The sequence below is a fragment of the Edaphobacter modestus genome (genome assembly GCF_004217555.1).
Taxonomy (GTDB): domain Bacteria; phylum Acidobacteriota; class Terriglobia; order Terriglobales; family Acidobacteriaceae; genus Edaphobacter; species Edaphobacter modestus.
In genome coordinates this window covers 2,006,443-2,024,938 of sequence record NZ_SHKW01000001.1, presented here as the reverse complement: position 1 = coordinate 2,024,938, position 18,496 = coordinate 2,006,443, and the positions used below count along the sequence as shown (strand labels likewise).

At 56.3% G+C, this 18,496-nt stretch carries 16 protein-coding genes; 11 read left to right on the top strand and 5 right to left on the bottom strand.

The annotated features are described in order from the left end of the window. The first annotated feature begins 40 nt into the window (after window positions 1–40). From BDD14_RS08390 to BDD14_RS08360, 7 genes are all read left to right on the top strand, one after another. Window positions 41–235, top strand: coding sequence for an SOS response-associated peptidase family protein (locus BDD14_RS08390; RefSeq protein WP_207231855.1), 195 nt, complete (start codon window positions 41–43; stop codon window positions 233–235). Window positions 236–731: 496 nt separating this feature from the next. After that, window positions 732–5,555, top strand: coding sequence for a protein kinase domain-containing protein (locus BDD14_RS08385; protein WP_165419986.1), 4,824 nt, complete (start codon window positions 732–734; stop codon window positions 5,553–5,555). Window positions 5,556–5,578: 23 nt separating this feature from the next. After that, complete coding sequence (locus BDD14_RS08380) at window positions 5,579–7,174, top strand: phage baseplate assembly protein V (RefSeq protein WP_130418405.1); 1,596 nt, start codon at window positions 5,579–5,581, stop codon at window positions 7,172–7,174. Window positions 7,175–7,186: 12 nt separating this feature from the next. Next, on the top strand, window positions 7,187–8,377 hold the full coding sequence (locus tag BDD14_RS08375) for a hypothetical protein (RefSeq protein ID WP_130418404.1): 1,191 nt from the start codon (window positions 7,187–7,189) through the stop codon (window positions 8,375–8,377). Window positions 8,378–8,390: 13 nt separating this feature from the next. Further along, a complete protein-coding gene (locus tag BDD14_RS08370) occupies window positions 8,391–9,383 on the top strand; it encodes a hypothetical protein (protein ID WP_130418403.1) in 993 nt (330 codons plus the stop codon). Between the two features lie 4 nt (window positions 9,384–9,387). Next, window positions 9,388–10,179 carry a hypothetical protein gene (locus BDD14_RS08365; protein WP_165419985.1) on the top strand — a complete coding sequence of 264 codons (792 nt, stop codon included), beginning with the start codon at window positions 9,388–9,390 and terminating at the stop codon, window positions 10,177–10,179. Window positions 10,180–10,184: 5 nt separating this feature from the next. After that, entirely contained in the window at window positions 10,185–10,700 is a 516-nt protein-coding gene (locus BDD14_RS08360; RefSeq protein WP_165419984.1) for a hypothetical protein, read from the top strand. Window positions 10,701–10,707: 7 nt separating this feature from the next. Here BDD14_RS08360 and BDD14_RS08355 read toward each other — a convergent pair whose 3' ends face one another. Genes BDD14_RS08355 through BDD14_RS08335 form a run of 5 tightly spaced genes read right to left on the bottom strand, consistent with a single transcriptional unit; the run spans window position 10,708 to window position 13,933 of the window. Beyond that, window positions 10,708–11,448: a metallophosphoesterase family protein gene (locus tag BDD14_RS08355; protein WP_130418400.1), complete on the bottom strand. Its 741-nt coding sequence runs from the start codon at window positions 11,446–11,448 to the stop codon at window positions 10,708–10,710. After that, window positions 11,426–11,995: a ubiquitin-conjugating enzyme family protein gene (locus BDD14_RS08350; protein ID WP_130418399.1), complete on the bottom strand. Its 570-nt coding sequence runs from the start codon at window positions 11,993–11,995 to the stop codon at window positions 11,426–11,428. The genes BDD14_RS08355 and BDD14_RS08350 overlap by 23 nt, the downstream gene beginning before the upstream one ends. Window positions 11,996–12,004: 9 nt before the next feature. Next, on the bottom strand, window positions 12,005–12,265 hold the full coding sequence (locus BDD14_RS08345) for a hypothetical protein (protein WP_130418398.1): 261 nt from the start codon (window positions 12,263–12,265) through the stop codon (window positions 12,005–12,007). Beyond that, window positions 12,258–13,043: a hypothetical protein gene (locus BDD14_RS08340; protein WP_130418397.1), complete on the bottom strand. Its 786-nt coding sequence runs from the start codon at window positions 13,041–13,043 to the stop codon at window positions 12,258–12,260. The genes BDD14_RS08345 and BDD14_RS08340 overlap by 8 nt, the downstream gene beginning before the upstream one ends. After that, window positions 13,040–13,933 (bottom strand): ThiF family adenylyltransferase, encoded by an 894-nt coding sequence (locus BDD14_RS08335; protein ID WP_130418396.1) that lies wholly within the window; start codon window positions 13,931–13,933, stop codon window positions 13,040–13,042. Before BDD14_RS08335 ends, BDD14_RS08340 begins: the two co-directional genes overlap by 4 nt. A gap of 284 nt (window positions 13,934–14,217) precedes the next feature. On the opposite strand from BDD14_RS08335, the gene BDD14_RS08330 reads away from it, so the two are divergent. From BDD14_RS08330 to BDD14_RS08315, 4 genes are read left to right on the top strand one after another with little or no spacing between them, the layout of a single operon-like run. Continuing rightward, window positions 14,218–15,168 carry an FHA domain-containing protein gene (locus tag BDD14_RS08330; protein ID WP_130418395.1) on the top strand — a complete coding sequence of 317 codons (951 nt, stop codon included), beginning with the start codon at window positions 14,218–14,220 and terminating at the stop codon, window positions 15,166–15,168. Beyond that, complete coding sequence (locus tag BDD14_RS08325; protein ID WP_130418394.1) at window positions 15,165–16,619, top strand: vWA domain-containing protein; 1,455 nt, start codon at window positions 15,165–15,167, stop codon at window positions 16,617–16,619. The genes BDD14_RS08330 and BDD14_RS08325 overlap by 4 nt, the downstream gene beginning before the upstream one ends. Window positions 16,620–16,632: 13 nt before the next feature. Next, window positions 16,633–17,133 (top strand): type VI secretion system contractile sheath small subunit, encoded by a 501-nt coding sequence (locus BDD14_RS08320; protein WP_130418393.1) that lies wholly within the window; start codon window positions 16,633–16,635, stop codon window positions 17,131–17,133. Then, window positions 17,133–18,476 carry a hypothetical protein gene (locus BDD14_RS08315; RefSeq protein WP_130418392.1) on the top strand — a complete coding sequence of 448 codons (1,344 nt, stop codon included), beginning with the start codon at window positions 17,133–17,135 and terminating at the stop codon, window positions 18,474–18,476. Before BDD14_RS08320 ends, BDD14_RS08315 begins: the two co-directional genes overlap by 1 nt. The last annotated feature ends 20 nt before the right edge of the window (window positions 18,477–18,496 follow it).

Here is an 18,496-nt window from a genome sequence, read left to right as displayed (position 1 = left end):
CACGCCTCACATAAGCTTGACATCTCACCAATTCCACATAATGCCGGTCCACAATCGAATGCCGGTCATCCTGCATGAAAGCGATTTCAACCGTTGGCTTGACAGGGAAGAGACGCATCAGCCGCCCATAGATCTTCTGAGACCGTTCCCGGCTGACGAGATGGAAGCCTTCGAGGTCAGTAAAGATGTCGGCAATGTCAGAAACAACTCCGCCGAATTGTTAGACAGCGCATGACGGCTGAGGAACGCTCGTACTACTCGCCCGTTCGGGGTGTGTCTCGGGAGTCGCTGTTCCCTTGGCGAGCGGCGGACTGGTTTTCATCCATTCACGGATGTCGTCAAAGCCGTTCCGGATTCGTATCTAGCCATATCCTAAGTTTCTCGGTAACGCCCAAGGCGTACGGGAACGAATGCAATAGCAGGCGGACGGAGGACGCAGATATGGATTCTCCTGAAACGGAGCACCGAGGCCGATTGCGAAGACGAGTAGTGCCGGAGAAGACAATGTGCCTGTAGAGAGAGCCACGAAATTTTGTGACGGCGCAGGTCGTTTCAGAGAGCCATAATTTTGGACAATAAAGCGGCGTTATGGACAAGGCCACGCAAGGATCGGGAGCTATTCTGAGCTCAAGCTTCAGCCAGCACAGGCTCGTGTGTGCGAGGTTAACTATCGTTCTGACGTGTGCCTTCGGGAGGAGACAAAGCTCTTACTGCAGATGTTGTGCGCCCGAATGGGAAAGGGACGTCCTCGTCTTCAGCAGTTGCTCCTGCGTTTCCAAACCATGGCGAAGAAGACCAAAAGCCGATACGAGTTGAAGGAGAAGCTTGGCGAAGGGGGCATGGGCGTTGTGTGGCGCGCCTTCGATACTGTCCTCAACACAGACGTCGCGCTCAAGGTCCTGCTGGATGCGAACGATGCTACGGCTTTGAAGTTGTTCTATGAGGAATGCCACAAGCAATCCGCTCTGGCGCATCCGAATATTGTCGAGATCAGGGATGTAGGCAGCTTCGACGAGGATGGCATTCGTCAACCCTACCTCGTGATGCCGTTGCTACGCGGCATCACGCTTGCTTCGATCATCCGCTCCTCACCTCAGCCGCTTTCAACGGAGCGTTGCGTTGACATCTTCTCCCAGGTGGGCCGCGGATTGCAGGCGGCGCACGATTTCGGCCTTCTGCATCGCGACATCAAGCCCAGCAATCTCTTCATCCTCGAAGACGATTCGGTAAAGATCATCGATTTCGGTGTGGCTCACCGGCTGGATGTAAGCCGCACGGTGGGCCGCAAAGGCACGCTGCTTTATATGTCTCCAGAGCAGCTCTCGATGAAGCCGCTCACTCGCGCCTCGGATGTCTTCTCTTTGGCCGTGGTTTGTTACGAGGTGCTTACTCGGCGACAGCCATTTCTCGCCTCCACCGAAGATGCAGTGATCGAAGCCATTCGACATCTCAACCCACCGCCGGCGTCCTCTCTTAATCCAAACGTCAGCGTGTCCATCGGACAGGTGATCTGCAAGGGGATGGCCAAGGATCCCAGGCATCGTTTCGCGAGCGTCAAAGAATTCAGTGAATATCTGCGGCGGGCGCACCATGACGATTCTTTTCTTGTCTTTGATCCGGATAAGTTTGCACCGCGTCTCGACAAGGCCTCCGAGGCATACCAGCAGGGAAATCTTGAATTTGCGCAGGAGTTGGTCAGCGAACTCGAATCGGAGGGCTACCTCACACAGGAACTGGAGTCCCTGGCTGCAAACATTAAGTTCGCCACGAAGAAGAGGAGCATCGATCATCTGCTCGAGAGTGCACGCGCACGTGTGCAGGACGGCGAGTATCGGCTGGCGCTGCAGAGGGTGAGTGAGGCGTTACACCTGGAACCTCGCCTGGAAGAGGCCCTCGTGCTGCAACATGATATTGAAGCGCGGCGCGCTGAGGCGGATATCGCAGACTGGCTGCGTGTCGGCCAGCAACACCTCGACAAGTTCTCGTTCTCTCACGCCCGGCAGGCGGCGCAACGCATCCTCGAAACAAAACCAGGCGAAGAACGGGCGCTTCAATTCTTGTCGCAGGTGGAGCGTCGGGAGTCGGAGGTGCAGCGGATCCGCGAGCACAAACGTGAAGCCTATGCGGTGGCGCTCGATGCCGAGCGGCGGAACGAGATTACCTCGGCGCTCAGCAAGATGAAGCTGGTGCTGGAGCTTGAGGCGCAGGCTCCCGAGCTGAAGGAGCCAGGGCAGATCGCAGCTTATCAAAGCCTCTATAACCGGCTGCATTCCGAGCACGAGGCGATTGCTGCCAGCTATGGCGAGGCCAAACAGGCGCTTGAGCGCGGCGATTATGCCACAGCCTCCCAGCTTTGTGACAGGTTCCTTGAAAAGTTCCCCCAACACACGCTCTTCAAAGCGCTCAGGTTTGATACCGAACAGCGTTGGCGCCGGGCGGTCTCCCTCCGCCTTATCGAAGTGGAGGAGGCAGTCGAGAACGAACCGGATCTCGATCATCGCGTGCAAATGTTGGAAGAAGTGGTGCGCGAGAACGGAGAGGTCCCTGAATTCAGCCGCCTGCTCCAGGGCACCCGCGAGAAGCGCGATCTGGTGAACGGTATTGTGAGTCGGGCGCGTGAGCTTGAGGCGCGCGAGCTTCATGGCGAAGCTCTGGTGCAGTGGGAGACACTGCAGACGATTTATCCGATGTTTCCAGGACTGGGCTTTGAAATAGAGAATGTGCGGTTGCGGAGGCAGCTTGGCGAGCGCATGGCTCGCAAGAACTACTGGACCACGCAGATCAGCCAGGCGGTAGAAGCAGGAGACTTCGAGGAGGGATTACGCCTTCTCTCGCCCGCAGTTGAGGAATTCCCGAACGATGCGGAATTTGCGGAGATTCATACCTATATTCACCAGCACCAGGCATTGGCGGAGCAAGCGGAGCGGAAGATTCGCGAGGGCCGCAAATTCCTGGATGAAGGCGTGATCGGGCAAGGCCTGGAGAAGCTGCGTAGCGCCTACGAGATCGGCTCAAAGGTGAAGCGAGCCCGGGCAGAGCTGGTTGAAGGGTTGCTGCGTGCCGCCCGCGCCTGCCAGAGCGATCCGCCGCAGGCCCGGATCTATCTGAAAGAAATCCTGAATCTGGATCAAGGGAACCACGCTGCGACCGGATTGCTGCGATTTCTGGACGAACAGGCCGAGCACCAGCAGGCAGATGAGTTTCTTTCCCAGGCCCGGCAGCTCCGTACCAACAACGACCTGGGCGGAGCGATCCGCCTGCTCAAAGGCGCATGCGCCGAATATCCACGCAACGCCCGTCTTCGCCAGGCGCTGCGCGAGATGGATACAAGCCGCGACGAGCTGCGCAGCCGCGATCTTGAGGTGGTGCGTCGTAAGAGGCTGGAAGCAGACACGCTCGTAAGTGTTCCCTCTCTCCACGAACACATCGCCTCTGTTGAAGGCATTGCGGAACGCTACCGGGACGACGAAGAGTTTCAGAATGAGTCGCGCATGTTGCGTGATCGTCTGCATACGATCGCAGTACCGACAGCGCAGCCAACTGCCTCATCCGGTCCCGACGCTGCTCTGAAGAAAACGACCTCGATCAAACAGAGCAGAAAACTGCTGCCAGCATTCTCCATTGGCGCCACGACACTTCTGCTTATGATTGTGGGTGCGTTTCTGTGGCATAGAGCGGCTTCGCACAAGCCGCCTGCGCAAGCCTCCATTGCATCGCCCGTACTTCCGGACGTTACGGTTCGCTCGACTCCTTCCGGTGCGCATATCCTGCGCGATGGACAGGAGATTGGTATTGCCGCGCCAACGCTGACCTTCAGAATGCCCGAGGGAAAGACTAGCCTCGAAGCACGGTTGGGCGGCTATGAGAGTCAATCGGAGACGATCGACAACTCTGCGGGACACCATGGAGAGATTAATTTTGCGCTACGACCTTTAAGCCAGCAGCTCCGTGTTGCTGGCCGGGGTACTTTGAGTCTGGATGGCGCCCCAGCCGTCGCTCTTCCGATGGGAGCTTTTTCCGGCGAACTCGCTGCCGGCAACCATACGCTCCACTGGCGTGGACGAGGTGGATATGATGCGACCTTCCAGGTGAATGTCAGTGATGGCGCACCAGCTATACTTGCCGCTCCTATTCATGCCAGCCAATCCGGGTCTGCGCTGCTGGTAAGCATTGCCTCGCAGCAAGCCCATGTATATACGAGTCCTGCGATGTCCGTCACGGTCGACGGAGCAGCGAGGGGCATCACGAACAGCAGTGGTCTGGATACTGCGCTCCCGGCGGGGTTGCATACGATCGTAGCCAGGAAGAACTTTAGTGCTCTGGTCAGCAGAGTAGCGAGCGGCTCGGAGCGACTGTTGTTGATGACCTTCGAGAATGCACCAACTCCAGGGTCGTTGACGGTCCTGACAGACATTGATGGCGTGAGCCTCAAGTTGTTACATGGCACGACGACGATACACGAAGGCACCAGCGTCGCCGGTAAGTTGGATATAGCGGATCTGCCTGTCGGCAGCTATACCTTGCAGGCGACGACCTCGGCTTCGGCGCCTGCCAACGAACAGAAGGTTGTGATCACGCAAGGTCAAAACACAACTGTGACGTTTCATCTCAAGCTGAACCCTGCCTTGATTCCCCTGCGCGTGCGAACGTTGCCTGGTGCGAACATTCTGGTGGATGGCAAAGATGCCGGAACCACTGGCACGAATGGTGTCCTGCTGGTTTCGGCGCTTTCGGCGGGTGCCCACCACATTGAAGCTCGTCGCCACGGAAAGGCGGCCGTGTTGGATGTGAATCTCGTCGAGGGTGAGGACAAGGCCCATGTTGCCGAGCTGAAGCTCGATACGGGCGAGGGAACGGTTTCATTGCAACTGAATCCCGCTGATAGCGATGTGACCGTCTATGCGCCGAACGGAAAACAAGTGTCGGTGACCGGCACACATTTCGACCTTCCAGAAGGCAGATATCACTTCATCGCGCGTGCAAACGGTTATATCGATCGTGCCGAAGCCGTAGATGTTACCGCCGAGGGTTCGATACCGGTCAACCTCGCGCTCGCGCCCATTACGATCGACAAGGCGGCTCCGTCTATTGCAGGTTGGGAGCCCGCTTCCTGGACAATCGACGCACAGAGCCACACCCTGACGCATAGCAGTCCAGATATAGGTCTTTACAACGCCCAGCCAGGTCACGGCAGATATGTCTTTTCCGGATCCATCGGTCATGCGTTTCTATTCAGTAAGCCGAAGGTGGAGTGGGTTGCAGATTATCGTGATTCGAACAACTATCTCCTCTTCTCTCTCGATCGGACCGGTCTGGAGCTCTTCACGATCAAGGCAGGAAAGAGGGTGCCGAATGGAAACAGAGTTATCTTCCCGCCGATGTCCAGGTATCAGATCCTGCTCCAGATTCTTCCAGGCCACATCATGACATCACTGGGCGACGGTCATAAATGGAAGCTGCTCAGTGACTGGACCGGGCTTCCGGAGGATGTGGATGCGGGCAGGTTCGGCTTCAGAGGGTCGGTAACGCTCAACAGTTTCAGCCATACCCCATAAGATGCGCGCAAAAGGGAGGTCTTGTGTCAGCGATCGCACTGAATATTCTGATCGACGGAGCGGAACTCGAATCAAGTTGGAGCGGACGTCAAGGTACCGTGAGTCGAGTGGAGGTGGTCAAAGAGCTCAATCGGCACTCCTGGTGTGAGATCGAATTTCACCAGACTGCGGACAGCCGTCCACCGATCGATCGATGGATCGGACGTTCCATCTCACTGCAGCCGACAGCATCTGGAATCAAGATCTTCGTGGGCTTCGTCCTGGATGTGAAGTTGACGTATCAGACCTCCGGCAGCTTCGCCGTCATCATCAAGGCGGTAAGCGCGAGCTATAAGCTCGATCTTGCGCCTCGTCACAGATATTACGGACCGCTCACGCTGGCCGATGTCGCGCAACAGATGGGTGGCGGCGACGGGATCAATGTAACCGCGAAGACCGGGGGCGGCACAAAAGCCCCGTTGGATCTGGTGCAGTGGGACGAGACGGATTGGCATTTTCTATGGCGTCTCTGCGATGATTTTGGACTTTATCTCGTAGCGACGGACGACGGTGTCCGCATCGACTCAGGATTCTCCGATGCCGGCCCTGACATGCAGTGGCGTAGCGATCAGAAGAATGGGCTCGTTGAGTTCACTGTAGGCGGCTCGCTGGGTGTGGCCTCCATGGATGGCTGCCACTACGATTTCTCCACTTCAAAGAGCGAGAGTTTCCTGCAGGTATCGCAGGATCCGGCGCTGAGTGGAGCGGTGGATGCCTTTACCAGCGCAGTGAAGCAGCAGGCAAAATCGGTCTTGAAATCTGGATACAAACCGTGGCGTAACCGGGTGAAGTCGATCGGCGATTATCAGACCTCGCTGCAGCAGGAATCGGAGTGGTCCATCGGCAGCCGCTTGCTGTGTGAAGGGATAAGCCGCTGCGAGGCGCTGTCTCCGGGACAGAATGTGCAGGCGAACGGCATTGTCGAGGGCGCGGGCAAGTACAACATAGTGCGTGTTGTGCATCGCTGGGATCCGGAGGGGTATACAAATCAGTTTCACTGCACACCGTGGACAAAGTACCGGTCGAACCCACATCCCGTTCGACCCTCGATTGCGGGTGTCTATTCCGCGCGCGTGGTTAACATTGATGATCCTCAGAGACAGGGTCAGGTACAGGTACAGTACTACTGGCAGGAGCAGGGGCAGACCACATGGATACGCCACCTGACTCCTTATGCCGGTGCAGGCCGAGGATTGTTTTTCCGTCCGGAGGTCGGCGATGAGGTGCTCGTCGCCTTCGAAGAGGGAGACCCCGAGAGGCCAGTAATCCTGGGCTCGGCCTGGAATATGTCGGACGCCATTCCGAACGAGGACTTCTGGGGCGGAGAGACACACGAGAACGACGTGAAGCGAATCGTCACCAAGAGCGGCCATCGCATCTCGCTCATCGATAAGCAAGGCGCGGAGTCGATCGGAATTGCGACGCCCGTTCATGCGAAGTTGGTGCTGCACGAGAAGTGTGAAGAGACAGGTCGTCCTGCGATTGTGATGAACGTCGAGGAAGGCGATCTCATCTTCAACGCCCCCAATGGGCGCATTCATTTTCACTCAAAATACTGGTCGCGAGAAGTGGGCAACTAAGAGGAGAGAGACATGGCAGTCTTTGACGGAAGCATAAAGACGGCGCGGCGCGTTAAAGACCCCGTGACCGATAGAAGGGTTGCTTCGGTGGCGAGCATCACCTTGGCGGCAATCAATACTCCAGCCGCATTGCTGTATTCAGGCACGGATGTCTCAGTGGTTCACGGTGATCAGCAGCTGCACGTAGATCAGAATCGCATCATGCGGATCGGCATGAACCAGGATGTGACCATCGGTATGAATGAGATCTACCTAGTGGAAATGAACCAGAACATCACGGTCATGCAGAATTACACCAGAGACGTAATGATGAATTCACTGATCAATACGACAGGGAATTACACGAAAAACGTGTTTAGCAACTATGTAAAAAATGTGACGGGGAGTTCGAGCAACACCATCTTCGGGTTTTACTCAAAGATCGTGGCGCTGGACTACACCAAAACCATTACCGGGACATCGACGAACGTCATCACCGGCATCTATAGCAAAACGGTCCAATCGAATTATCTGAAGCACGTACAGGGTTCCTCTACTGCAACCATCATCGGGGACTATACCAAGAGCGTTGTCTCCAACTATGTGAAGGTAGTCACCGGGAACTCCAACGTGCAGGTCACGAGTGAGTCGACTGTAAGCTACGTTGGAGATCACAGCCGGACTTTTGGCAATGATCACAAAATGTATATCTCCGGAAAGAATACGCATACGACAGTCGGTCCGACGATCCGCACTGAAATTGATGTGGCGGTATCGCAGCAGGTCGATAACCATGTGGATGCACATCCGTCGAATTTGAACGAGGACAAGAGCCACTGGTTCACTGCAGCGGACATGAAAGGGACTTGGCAGAGGTATCTTAAGCTGGATTACACATCCGGTTTTTACAGTTCAGGATCAATTTTTAAATTGGATGTGAATGGCGCAAATTATGGAGTGAACGGAACTACCAATGCAGTCTTCGTTGAGAAAATGGACTGCGGTTTTAATAAAAATGAGATCGACTGTACTAAAAACAGATGGAGTGGCGTCAGTATGCAAGGCGCCGGTGTTATAGCCAAGGTAGCCGTGAATACAAGTAAAGCCGTGGTTGCGACCGCGCATGCCGGCGGCGCCAGCGTAAAGTTTCTCGGCGGCATCCTCCAGGCTGTCCCGGCAAAGATCCAGGCTGGAGTTACCTGGGCCATCAACCAGTTCATGTAGAGATCAGGCTAGCATGCTAAAAAGCGAGGAAATACTCGGAGTAGATTCGAAAACATTACTGCCCTGGCGCTGGGCAGAGTCGATGCGCAGCTGTTCACTTTTCTGGATTCCAGTGAACCTTGGATCGATTCCGCGCGGCCAACGGGAGTGGCTGTTGGAGTTTTTTACCCGTCTGTCCGCTCGTTTATCCGAGGCAAGCGGTCTGCAGGCAGAGCATTTCATGCAGATGCAGGTCGTCGACGAAAATGAGCAACTGCGCAAGGAATTTCTGAACGCGATGATGAAGGAGTACCCCATGCTGGGACGGTGCTGGTTGCCCCGGGGAAAACAGCCTATCCCGGCGTCGGACCAGGAAGTGGAATTGCTTGCCAGCAAAAAGAAAGAATTTCGTCCGTATGATTATGCTCCGCAGCAGGCGTGGTGGTTTTTGGGCAGGGACGCTGACGTGCTGCGGGGGCGTTATCTAGGATATGGCGGTCTAACGGTTTTTTTCCGGAAGCCAGATGCGGAGGAAACCATCGCCGCCACGCCTCCCCCGGCAGAAACGCAGATGATCATTCCGAAATTTCTCCGCAATCACTCGGGATTAAAAATTCTGCTCGAAGATTTCAATCCGCACAAGCCGAATCAGATACCTGGCTTTATACGAAATCATCCTGCCATGAAGCAAGTATTTTCGGTTTTCGATGTCGATAAGATGCAGGAGAAAACTAAGGCTCTGCTGTCGCCTTTTCGCGATCAGACGAAGGAGATATTCGGAGTCGGGATCCCGCGAGACCTGGAGTACGAAGGGATACTTTTTGTGCTCCCTAAACTTGCTTCGCAAGATTTTTTTGCGCAGACTGACCAGCAGATTCGCCGCTGGTTCGAAGTCTTTGACGTTTACATCAACGAAAGCCCTGAAGATGAGGGAATCATCCTGGCCTGCAAAGACAATTTGACGTCTTTGATTGCATCGATTGTTGGAGAGATGCGCAGTAAGGGATATCGATATTGGGAGGGCTGAGTCGTTGATTGTCAATCAACCATTGCTGCCGACAAAAAATACGGAAGATATTCGAATATATCTTCCTGTGAAGGAGTTGAGCCTCGAAGGGCAGGAAGGAGGCTTCGAGTCCTACCTCATTCCCGCGCCTCGGGGTCTACGGCCTGACTCCTACGATCCTGCGCGAGCATTTCTGCAGGAACTGGTCTCTTATTTCACTGCGCGTCTCGGCTGCGGCCATGAGAGCTTTATACAGGTAGGGCAGGTGCGTGAACAGGAAGCAACCCGTCTATTCGCCGACCACGCACGTGACTGGATTCCAGAAGCTGGCCTGGGTGTGTGGCCGCATCGCCCTGCGCCCCGCATGTGGAAGATGGAAGACATGGAAAACATAGAGTCGGCTTCGGGGACAGGGCCCATGCTGCATTCTGTGTTCCGCGTGACGGCTCACGCAAATGCCAGACTCGACGCGATGACCACCATGCTGGGGACGGGTTGCGGACTGCAGCTTGTGAGTCATGTTGAAACCGCCGTTTTGCTGCGGGACCTGAAAGGGCTCTTTCTGGGCTTCATTCAGGACCGTGTATTTCGCATCTTTCCCTGGTATGTGCCACTGATTGAGAAAGCGGCGCTTGCTGAATCGATGGAACCGTTTACCACAAGTGTATTGCGCGGTATCTCGCTTTATATACGGGAGAGCCCGGAGGACGGCGGTATCCTGATCGTGTCGGCACAGCCTTTGGCGGAGATTTTTGCACAGCTCGGCTGCAAACAAATGGAACGTGAAATGAAACCCACGTGGACCCTGGCGGAGTGAGCAAAGTGGCTGGATATCCAACTGACCTATACGTTGCGTCACAAACTGCGCATGAATTGGTTGTCGTCGCCCCTCCTTTTAATTCCCATTCTTTTGGTTGGATTTGGATCGTTAGCCTGTTGTGTCTGGTGATAGGTTATGGTGTGATTTTTTCTTTGTGGAAAAACGTGCCCCGTCCTATTCATCCCGCCCTTCGGTTAACCTGGCTTATTCCCATTGTGATTGCAGGACCATTTTTGGTGTTAGGCGTGATAGGGCAAATTAAGACGCAGATCACCCTTTCGGCGGATACAGGTGCTTTGAGCGTACGAAAGACTCTTCTATCATTTCTCATCAGCTCAAAAGAGTATCCGTTTTCAGAGCTGCGTAGCATCAAAGTCGGTGTGGCGGACATCAGCCTGTTTCTCTACGTGAGTCTTGTCGATAAACCCGCCGAAAACCTAACAGGCGCAACCGACCAGACCGGCTACAGTGAAGTTGCTGATGCTATGAACGCATTCCTGGTCGCGAATCGCCGATGATTGCCGATCAATCGCCGGATGCGAGGCGAAAGGCCAGTTCCTCGGGAAGTCCAGCCGCAAGTATTTTGTCCTGCACTGTGCGGATGTCATACTCTACCCGGCAGAATTCGACGATTCTCATCGCCGAATCATAGATGCAATATGCGGCGCGGGAATTGCCATCACGGGGCTGCCCCACTGCGCCGGGATTCAGCAGATATCTTCGATCCACAACGATTGCCATCTGATCAGGAAGAGCGTGCAGGCGAGATACCTCTAGGCTGCGTCGATACAGTTCGCCAACGAAGCCTCCCTGCACATGGGTGTGTCCGAAAAAAGTAAGCTGCTCGCTCGCACTCCGCAGGCCTGCCTCCGCTTCATGTTCATGGAACATGTAACGATCTTCATCATCGGGAGCGCCATGCACGAGATCAAAGTTTTCTACCAGCACGGGGCCCCGATCCAGGTTGCGCAGCCACTGCCTGTGGTCGTCTAGCAGCTCCTCTCTGGTCCAGCGCGAAGAGCACTGCGCCGCCATGTTGAAGGAATCGAAGGCCGTGCTTCCGGAACAAGCCTTGTCGTGATTTCCTCGAATGACTACATCTGCATGCGTGCGAACCCAGGCCGCAACTTCATTGGGATTCGGCCCATAACCCACAACATCGCCGAGGCAGAGTACGGCCTGGTAGTGCCGACTCGCTGCGTCCTCGAGGACGGCGGTCAAAGCTTCCCAGTTGGCGTGAATATCACTCAGGATTAGAAATCGCACACTTATTCTCTCGTGGTACCTGGGGATCGAGCTCGGATGTAAGCCGTCGCCTGCCGGTATGTCGCTGAGACAGGAGTGGACGACAGGCAGGTGGCAGCATCAGGGGCATCATCGGTAGCGCAGGAGATTCTTCGCACTCGAGCGCAGCATCCTGCTGCATACGGTGGGCAGCGTCCAAATTCGCAACTTTGCCGGCCATGATGGCACGGGTAATAAGGATGGCGTCCACGATTGTCTGTGCTGGCCGATAGTTCTGCCAGAGACAGACAAACCCTGTCGTCAGGTCGACGTTGACGTGAAAGATGGGACGGACAAAATAGCCCTCCAGCGGCAGGGACGGATAGTAGCGAGGGTAGACGTAGCGAAGCATGTGCGCTGTTTCGATCTTCCGCTCCTGTCTTCCTCCAACCCAGGCCGGTGACTCTCGCATGTCGATTCGAAACTCATCTTCCGACCGGGTGATGGCAGCGAACGTCATGCGGTTTGCATCTGCGAGAGCCGCGAGCAGTTGCCACTCCGTGTCGATGCGGCGATTACGAAGATTCATTCCGGCCCATCACCCGTTCAGCACGATCGTCGACACGCGGAGAATGTCGTTCCCACGCACGCCCTGTTGCGGAAGTGGAACAGAAAAATCGAGCGACATACCGTTCCAGACGACCTGAGGCTGCCCCTCGCCCTTCAGGTAGTCACCACGCTCCCTGAGCTCGAAGAGGATCTCATCGAGCGTGGCATCCAGCGTCTCCTGTTCGTCAATATCGACGTTGAATTTCTGTTCTGCTCGAACCGTATCAAAAAGAATCTGATATTTAGCCATTGCGAACTTCCTTTCTGTCGGCGTTTCTGTGCGGCGAATCTTCCTGCGCAATGGATCTGCTTATAGTTTGGGGGTGCGCTCCGGCGACTGCATGTGTGCTTACCTCAGGTGGAAGGTCCGGAATTATCCATCCGCACCGGCTGCACTGGCCATTGTTGTCGTCCCAGCACGACCGGCACTGGCCATACCCACAACCCGCACAGGCCCACTGCGCCACGCGCCCATCTGCGGCGCGAAGGCAGAGAGTGCATCGCCCGCCATGCACCTGAGTGCCAAAGCACTGCTGCCACCACGAGATATCGATGGGAAACAGTGGAATCTGATTTGCTTCGCAAAGGCGGCAGCGATCCCGCTCAAACTGCCAACAATTCTCACAGGCGACCATATGGCAACGTGGGCAGCAGAAAGAGAGGAACCTGCGCAGAGGCGTACGGCAGAGCTGACATTTTCTTCCGCGCATGCCAGTGACGAGCGCTGTCATACCGGTCGGAAGTGCCGCGAGCAACGGAGCCACCCAGGCAATATGCGGCGTGGCCACGTCCGATCCGGCCATCGCAAAGGCAAGGCCGGACAGGCTGGCAACTGCCGCCACGATCGGCAGCAGATAAGTCTTTTCGATCTCAAGCATCAGCACTCGCGTGCCCGCCAGCAAGAGGACTCCGGAAAGAAAGCCACCGGCAAGATCGCCAGCGAGCCCCCACCGCGTGGCAACAAGTTGCGCTGTCGCGACAAGAATGCCAAGTGCCGCGAGCAGAATGTAATTTCGCATTCGCGTCATGAGAAGGTCCCAGCCAGCTGGTCATGTCGACTCTCGCGGACAATCAGCTCGCGGCTTCCGCAGGCAGGGCAGGTTCCCCATCGCCGTAGCCAGCCAATGCGCCGGTCGGGCGAAAATTGCCTGCCGCACTGTCCGCACTCGGCGCGTGCGCAGATCGGAAATAGAGTATCTGGCACCTCGACATGCAGAGGACATTCCACGCTGCGGTGATGTTGGATCGTTCGTGAAACCGGCGCCTGATCGAGGTCAAGATGCACGGAGAAAGCTGCGTCTGCGTTATTAATGGCAGAGACAGCGAGCTCTACCTGCAGGCCAGCCACGATAGAGGCCATTGTAGGCGTGCTCGTCCATGTGTCTTCCGCATCTGCCTCTTGCGCCCAGCAGGCATATACCTCCGATTCCCACAGGCTGAACAGCGCCGCCCGCCGTCTGCTGCTGAGCAGGCAGGCAAAGCAGGCTGCCGAGCGTGTGCCTGGGAACCACGACACTCTGCCCACGCGAGTACTTGTACCCCCCAGGCCAGCATCGCAGACCGGCAATTCATACTTCGCCGAAAGAGCGGCTATCTCCGTACGAGCCAGGTCTGTGTCGACGCAACTGAAAAGAATGTCGGCCTCCTGAAAGCGCTCCGGCTCAATGTCGGCGATCTCTACCGCCGCTCCGTCCCAGTGGGTTTGCGGAAACCAGTTGCGCAGACGAGCGAGGCAACACGAGATCTTGCTTTGACCGGCGAGAGTGCCTTCACGCAGCAGCACAGACTTCGCGATGTTTTTTTCTTCGATTACATCGGCATCGGCCAGGAGTACCGACTTACAGCCCAGAAGTCCGAGGTTCTTCACAACCTCAGAGCCCAGTGCACCCACACCGGCAACCAGAACTCGATGGAACATCAGACACGCTCCAGCAGATGCCCCTGACTATGAAAAGAGGCCCAAAACTTTTTCAGTATACAAAGCGTGAACACAGAGCGATGGCTTCTATCGTCGCGATTCCGATGATGGATGTGGGTGCAGGAAATATTCCAGAGGAATTGGACCGAAAACGTAGGAATGGACACATCAGCTGCCCTGCAAATAGGGACAATCCACAAAGAGTGATGAAGCGTTCGTTGCCTCACAGAGCATAACCGAAAGGGAATGCCTCGCTGTGTTTTGTACGGAGTTCCTGCTTCTGCATGAATATCTTTCAAACTTTATATTTCATGTCGCTCGCAGGCGGTATGGCCGGTCTACTCGCATGGGCTTCGCAGGCGCTGCTGGTCTTGCTGATACCGGCAGGTGCTCCGGCGTGGCCGTCTGCGATGATCGCCGCTGCGTTGCTGGGCGGCTTTATTGGCGGCTTCACCGTAGCTTTCGATGAGAAGTGGGCGGGCAATCGCCTGCAGGCCCGCTGGATCGTGACGGGAGCTGCAATTGGCATCGGCGCCGGCATGCTGTCCGGCGTCCTGCACCTGCCCTTGCGTTCCGCACTTCCTGGAGCGCTTGCTCTCGGCACCGTTTTGGGCTGGATGGTGAGCGGCGCTCTGATCGGAGCGGGACTGGGAGCTCGCTGGATTTCAGTGAACCGTGCCCGTCTCGCGCATGGAATGGTGGGAGGAATGTGTGGAGGCTTTCTGGGCGGAATCGTCTTCGGCACCATGAGCCAGTGGCTTCCCGGCATATCCCAGGCATTCGCCTTCGTGCTCACCGGCGCAGGCATCAGCTTCGGCATCGCCTTTGCCCCCATCTTTCTCCGCGATGGGGTGCTCCGCTTCGTCAACAGTGGTGACCCGCGAGCTATAGGCAAGCTCGGCAGGAAAGAGTGGTCCATTCAAGAAGGAGATAGTTATGTGATCGGGAGCCAGAGCGCCGATCTGTCGAAGACGACTTATGGCCGTGAAGTAGATATTTATCTTCCAGATGGCTCAGTCGCGCCCCGGCATGCTCGCATCTACAGCAAAGACGGTCGGTTCTATGTAACTCGTCACGCCGATGTGATGTCGGAGGCGGGGTTGCGTCGCTTCATTCTGAAGGTACAGAACCGCTCGATCACCTCTTCCTGCGAGCTCCATGATCAGACGCTGATCATTCTGGGCCGCACGACCCTCATGTTTGCCGCAAAGAAGGCGGAGGGCTTGCGCGGATGACAAAGTCTTTCCGTATCGCCGCGTTCGTCTTTGTGTCCACAGGATGGCTGCAGACCTTGGCGCACGGACAAACCGTCTCCCTCGATTTTCTCACCAAGCCAACCCTTATCGAATGCGAACCGGAGGGCGCGGAGCCGTGTTTTCGGATGAAATTCGATTTCGTCGATGCGACGGGCAAGCCAGTGAATGTGCAGCTTCCATCAGCAGAGCAGCTGGCGTCGCATGTCGAAGTTCAGATCGATGGGCAGGCCGTGAAGCCGTTCTATGCCGCAGCGACTGCGGGCGAGACAGACAAGGCAAGGCCGCCGCAGACCGCGCTCCTGCTCTTTGATGTGAGTGGCAGCATGCTTAAAAGCGACCTCGACGGGCAATCCCGTTTTGATGCCGCAAAGGGCGCAGCGGCGGAGTATCTGAAGAATTTCTCCGATGGTCAGGACATCGTGGCCATCGTTCCGTTTGATAGCCATAACGTGGAAAGCACAATCTCTGCGGCGCATTTTGTGGGCACACGTGCCGCGGCGCAGGCAGAGCTGGACGCACTGCCTCGGCCCGAGGTCCGCAACAACACTGCGCTGTACTCAGCCGTGCGTGCGGCTGTTGAGGTGCTTCGGCAACAGCATCATCCTGGTGGCGAACCGCCGCGTCTCCTTTTGCTGACAGACGGCGCTAATGATGTTCATCCGCAATCTGGAGACGATCAGGGATTGCTTGCCGGTTCGGGTGGCCTTGCTGCTGCGACAGCGGCTGTGCAGCAATCCGGAGTGGATGTTCTGCCCATAGGGCTCGGCGACAGAAAGTCGATCGATGAGATCGCCATGACCCGGCTGGGAACGCGGCCGCCTCTGATCACCTTCGACGTGAACGACCTCCGCAAGGCCTTTCAGCTTGTGCCGCTTTCACAGAGCGGAAGCCTGACCGTTGCGATCCAGGCTCCAGAGAGTCTCGGGTCTCGTACGCTGCTCGCAGGTCGAATCGTTCACTTCCGCGCCAAGATTATTCTCCCGGATGGATCAACTCAGGTAGAGAACAGACAGGCCCTATGGGTTGCACCGCCGGTTGCAACTCCCTCCTTTGAAGGGGAAGCGACAGAGGCCGAACAGCGCGCCTTCCTGGCAGATGCACGGATGGACCGAGGCTCACCCCTGCTCTTCCTGCGCCCATTCTTTGTCTTTGTGGGCTTCGCGGCGCTATTGGCTATCCTTTGGTTCGGGCTCCCCCGGTTGCTGTGGCCCGAGCGTTACGACAATCGCGTTGCGCGGCCTGTGCGCCCGGAGTATTGGCCCGGTGCTGAACTTCCGTCACGCAGGGAAGCCCAGCCTGGATTCCGGCGGGCGCCGCCGGGGTTCGAGGCGGCGGCCCGTGGCGCGCGTGCACCGATGCGAAATCCCGGCGAGCACACGATTGTTCAGACCGTCACAGAGTTCGATCCAAATAAAACGCGGTTGAGTTAACGGAAGGAGTTCCATGCCGATCATCGAAGTGAAACGTCAGAGTGTACGGCCCTCAGTTCGCAAGGTCCCCACAAGCACCTGCGCGGTGACAATGCCTATGACCTTAGAGCAGGTGAGCCGAGAGGTTCGCACCGAGAATGAAGAGCCAGAGATGGTGGAGTCACTCCAGAATGCCTTTGAGAAGTTCAATCCCCAGATGAAGTTCAAGGGAAGGGCTGGCGCGGAGGAGGCGGAGTTCCAGGCTGATCTGCGTTTTCGCAACATTAAAGACTTCGAACCCTCCAACATCATGACTCGCCAGGAGGTGCGTGCCGAGGACGGTTCCGTGGCTTATCTGCGGAACGATCTGGCTGACCTGAAGAACAACATCGATCTGATGTATCGGCTCAAAGACCGCTGGAAACTGCCGGCGGTGCGCCGCGCGTGGAGCAATCCGGAACAGCGCCAACAGATCATCGCCGCGCTCGAGCAGTTGCGCGATGAACTCGACAAGGTCGTAGAAGGAGAAAAATAATGGAGACGCTCACGAAGTCAACGAATCAGATTCTGGGAGATACCCCCGCACGCGACGTGCTGGTGGAGATATTCGCTGACCTGCATCCTGGGCTGATCGATGAAGATCGCTCCATAACCTCCATCTTCACGCCGCAGAGTGCTCGCGAGTTTCTTGCTCAGCTCACGGACATCACCTCATTGCTGAGTGGGGAAGATAGCTTTGAAGAAACGCTCGCGAAGCTGCAATCGCAGATCAATCAGGCAGAAGAGATCCGCGACGATCTGCTGGAACAGGTCTTCACGCAACTGCGCCCCATTGAGCGAAGCTATCGCGAGCTGCAAACCTTCTTCGAGAACACAAAAATTTACGACGGCAAGCAGCGGAAGCCGATCGAGCTGTTTATCTGGAATACCGATCCCCGTGAGATCAAAGGCGCGTATAGCATGACGATCGCGGCGGTGGAGAACTTCTGCAAAAAGCGCAATGACAACTTCAACTTTCGCGATGACATCTGCAATCTCGTGATTCCGGGCTGGATCAGTCAGCCGGTGCGAGAGCGCCTGGAAAGCATCGCGAACCAATGGGGCATTCTGCTCATCACCGACATTGACGACGAAAAATCGTTTCAGAATGTAGAGCGCAACTTTCGGCCGGGAGGAAAGTACGAATTTCTCAAACGACCCGAAGATCGCGCCGCGGCCGATGTTGTGGTCATGGGTTATCTCCAGCTGCGTGCGAAACACTGGTTCGAGAAGACGATCGACAATGGGGATGATCTCTACGGACCTCCGTCGTTGGCTTTTGCCGGCGCCGTGGCCCGCACCGATGACAGCGCCGGCATGGCGCAGGGACCGGTCGGCTCACGCTTCGGTCAGGTAACCGGACCTGAGAAGGCAAGGATTGAACCGCTCATCAGCGAGATGGAACACATCAGCATGGAGCGCCAGCTCATCCCCGTCATTCGCGACGCCGATAATAAACTCTGCTTCTTCGGTTGCAGAACCCTCGCGGACGATCCCTACGGCGTCTATAAGTTCTTCACCTCGTATCGCATTATTCGTTACATCGAGCGTTGCTGCCGACACTACCTTTTGCAGGTAGCCGGGCAGGTACTCACGCGCGAGTTCATGGATGAGGCGATCGAGAAGCCGATCATGCGCATGCTCCAGGAGCAGGTGGAAGCTGGTACTTTGATCGACTTCAAATTAGATATCGATCGCGACGCGAACAAGCGGATGCAGGGCATCTGCGACCTGAAGCTGGAGGTGATGCCGACAGGACCAGGAGAAAGCTTCCGCCTCAAGATCGATACGCCAGAGTTTACTCCTGAGGGATCCAGGCAGGAGTCCGTGGGCAGGTAGCGTGCATAAGCTAAGCGCAG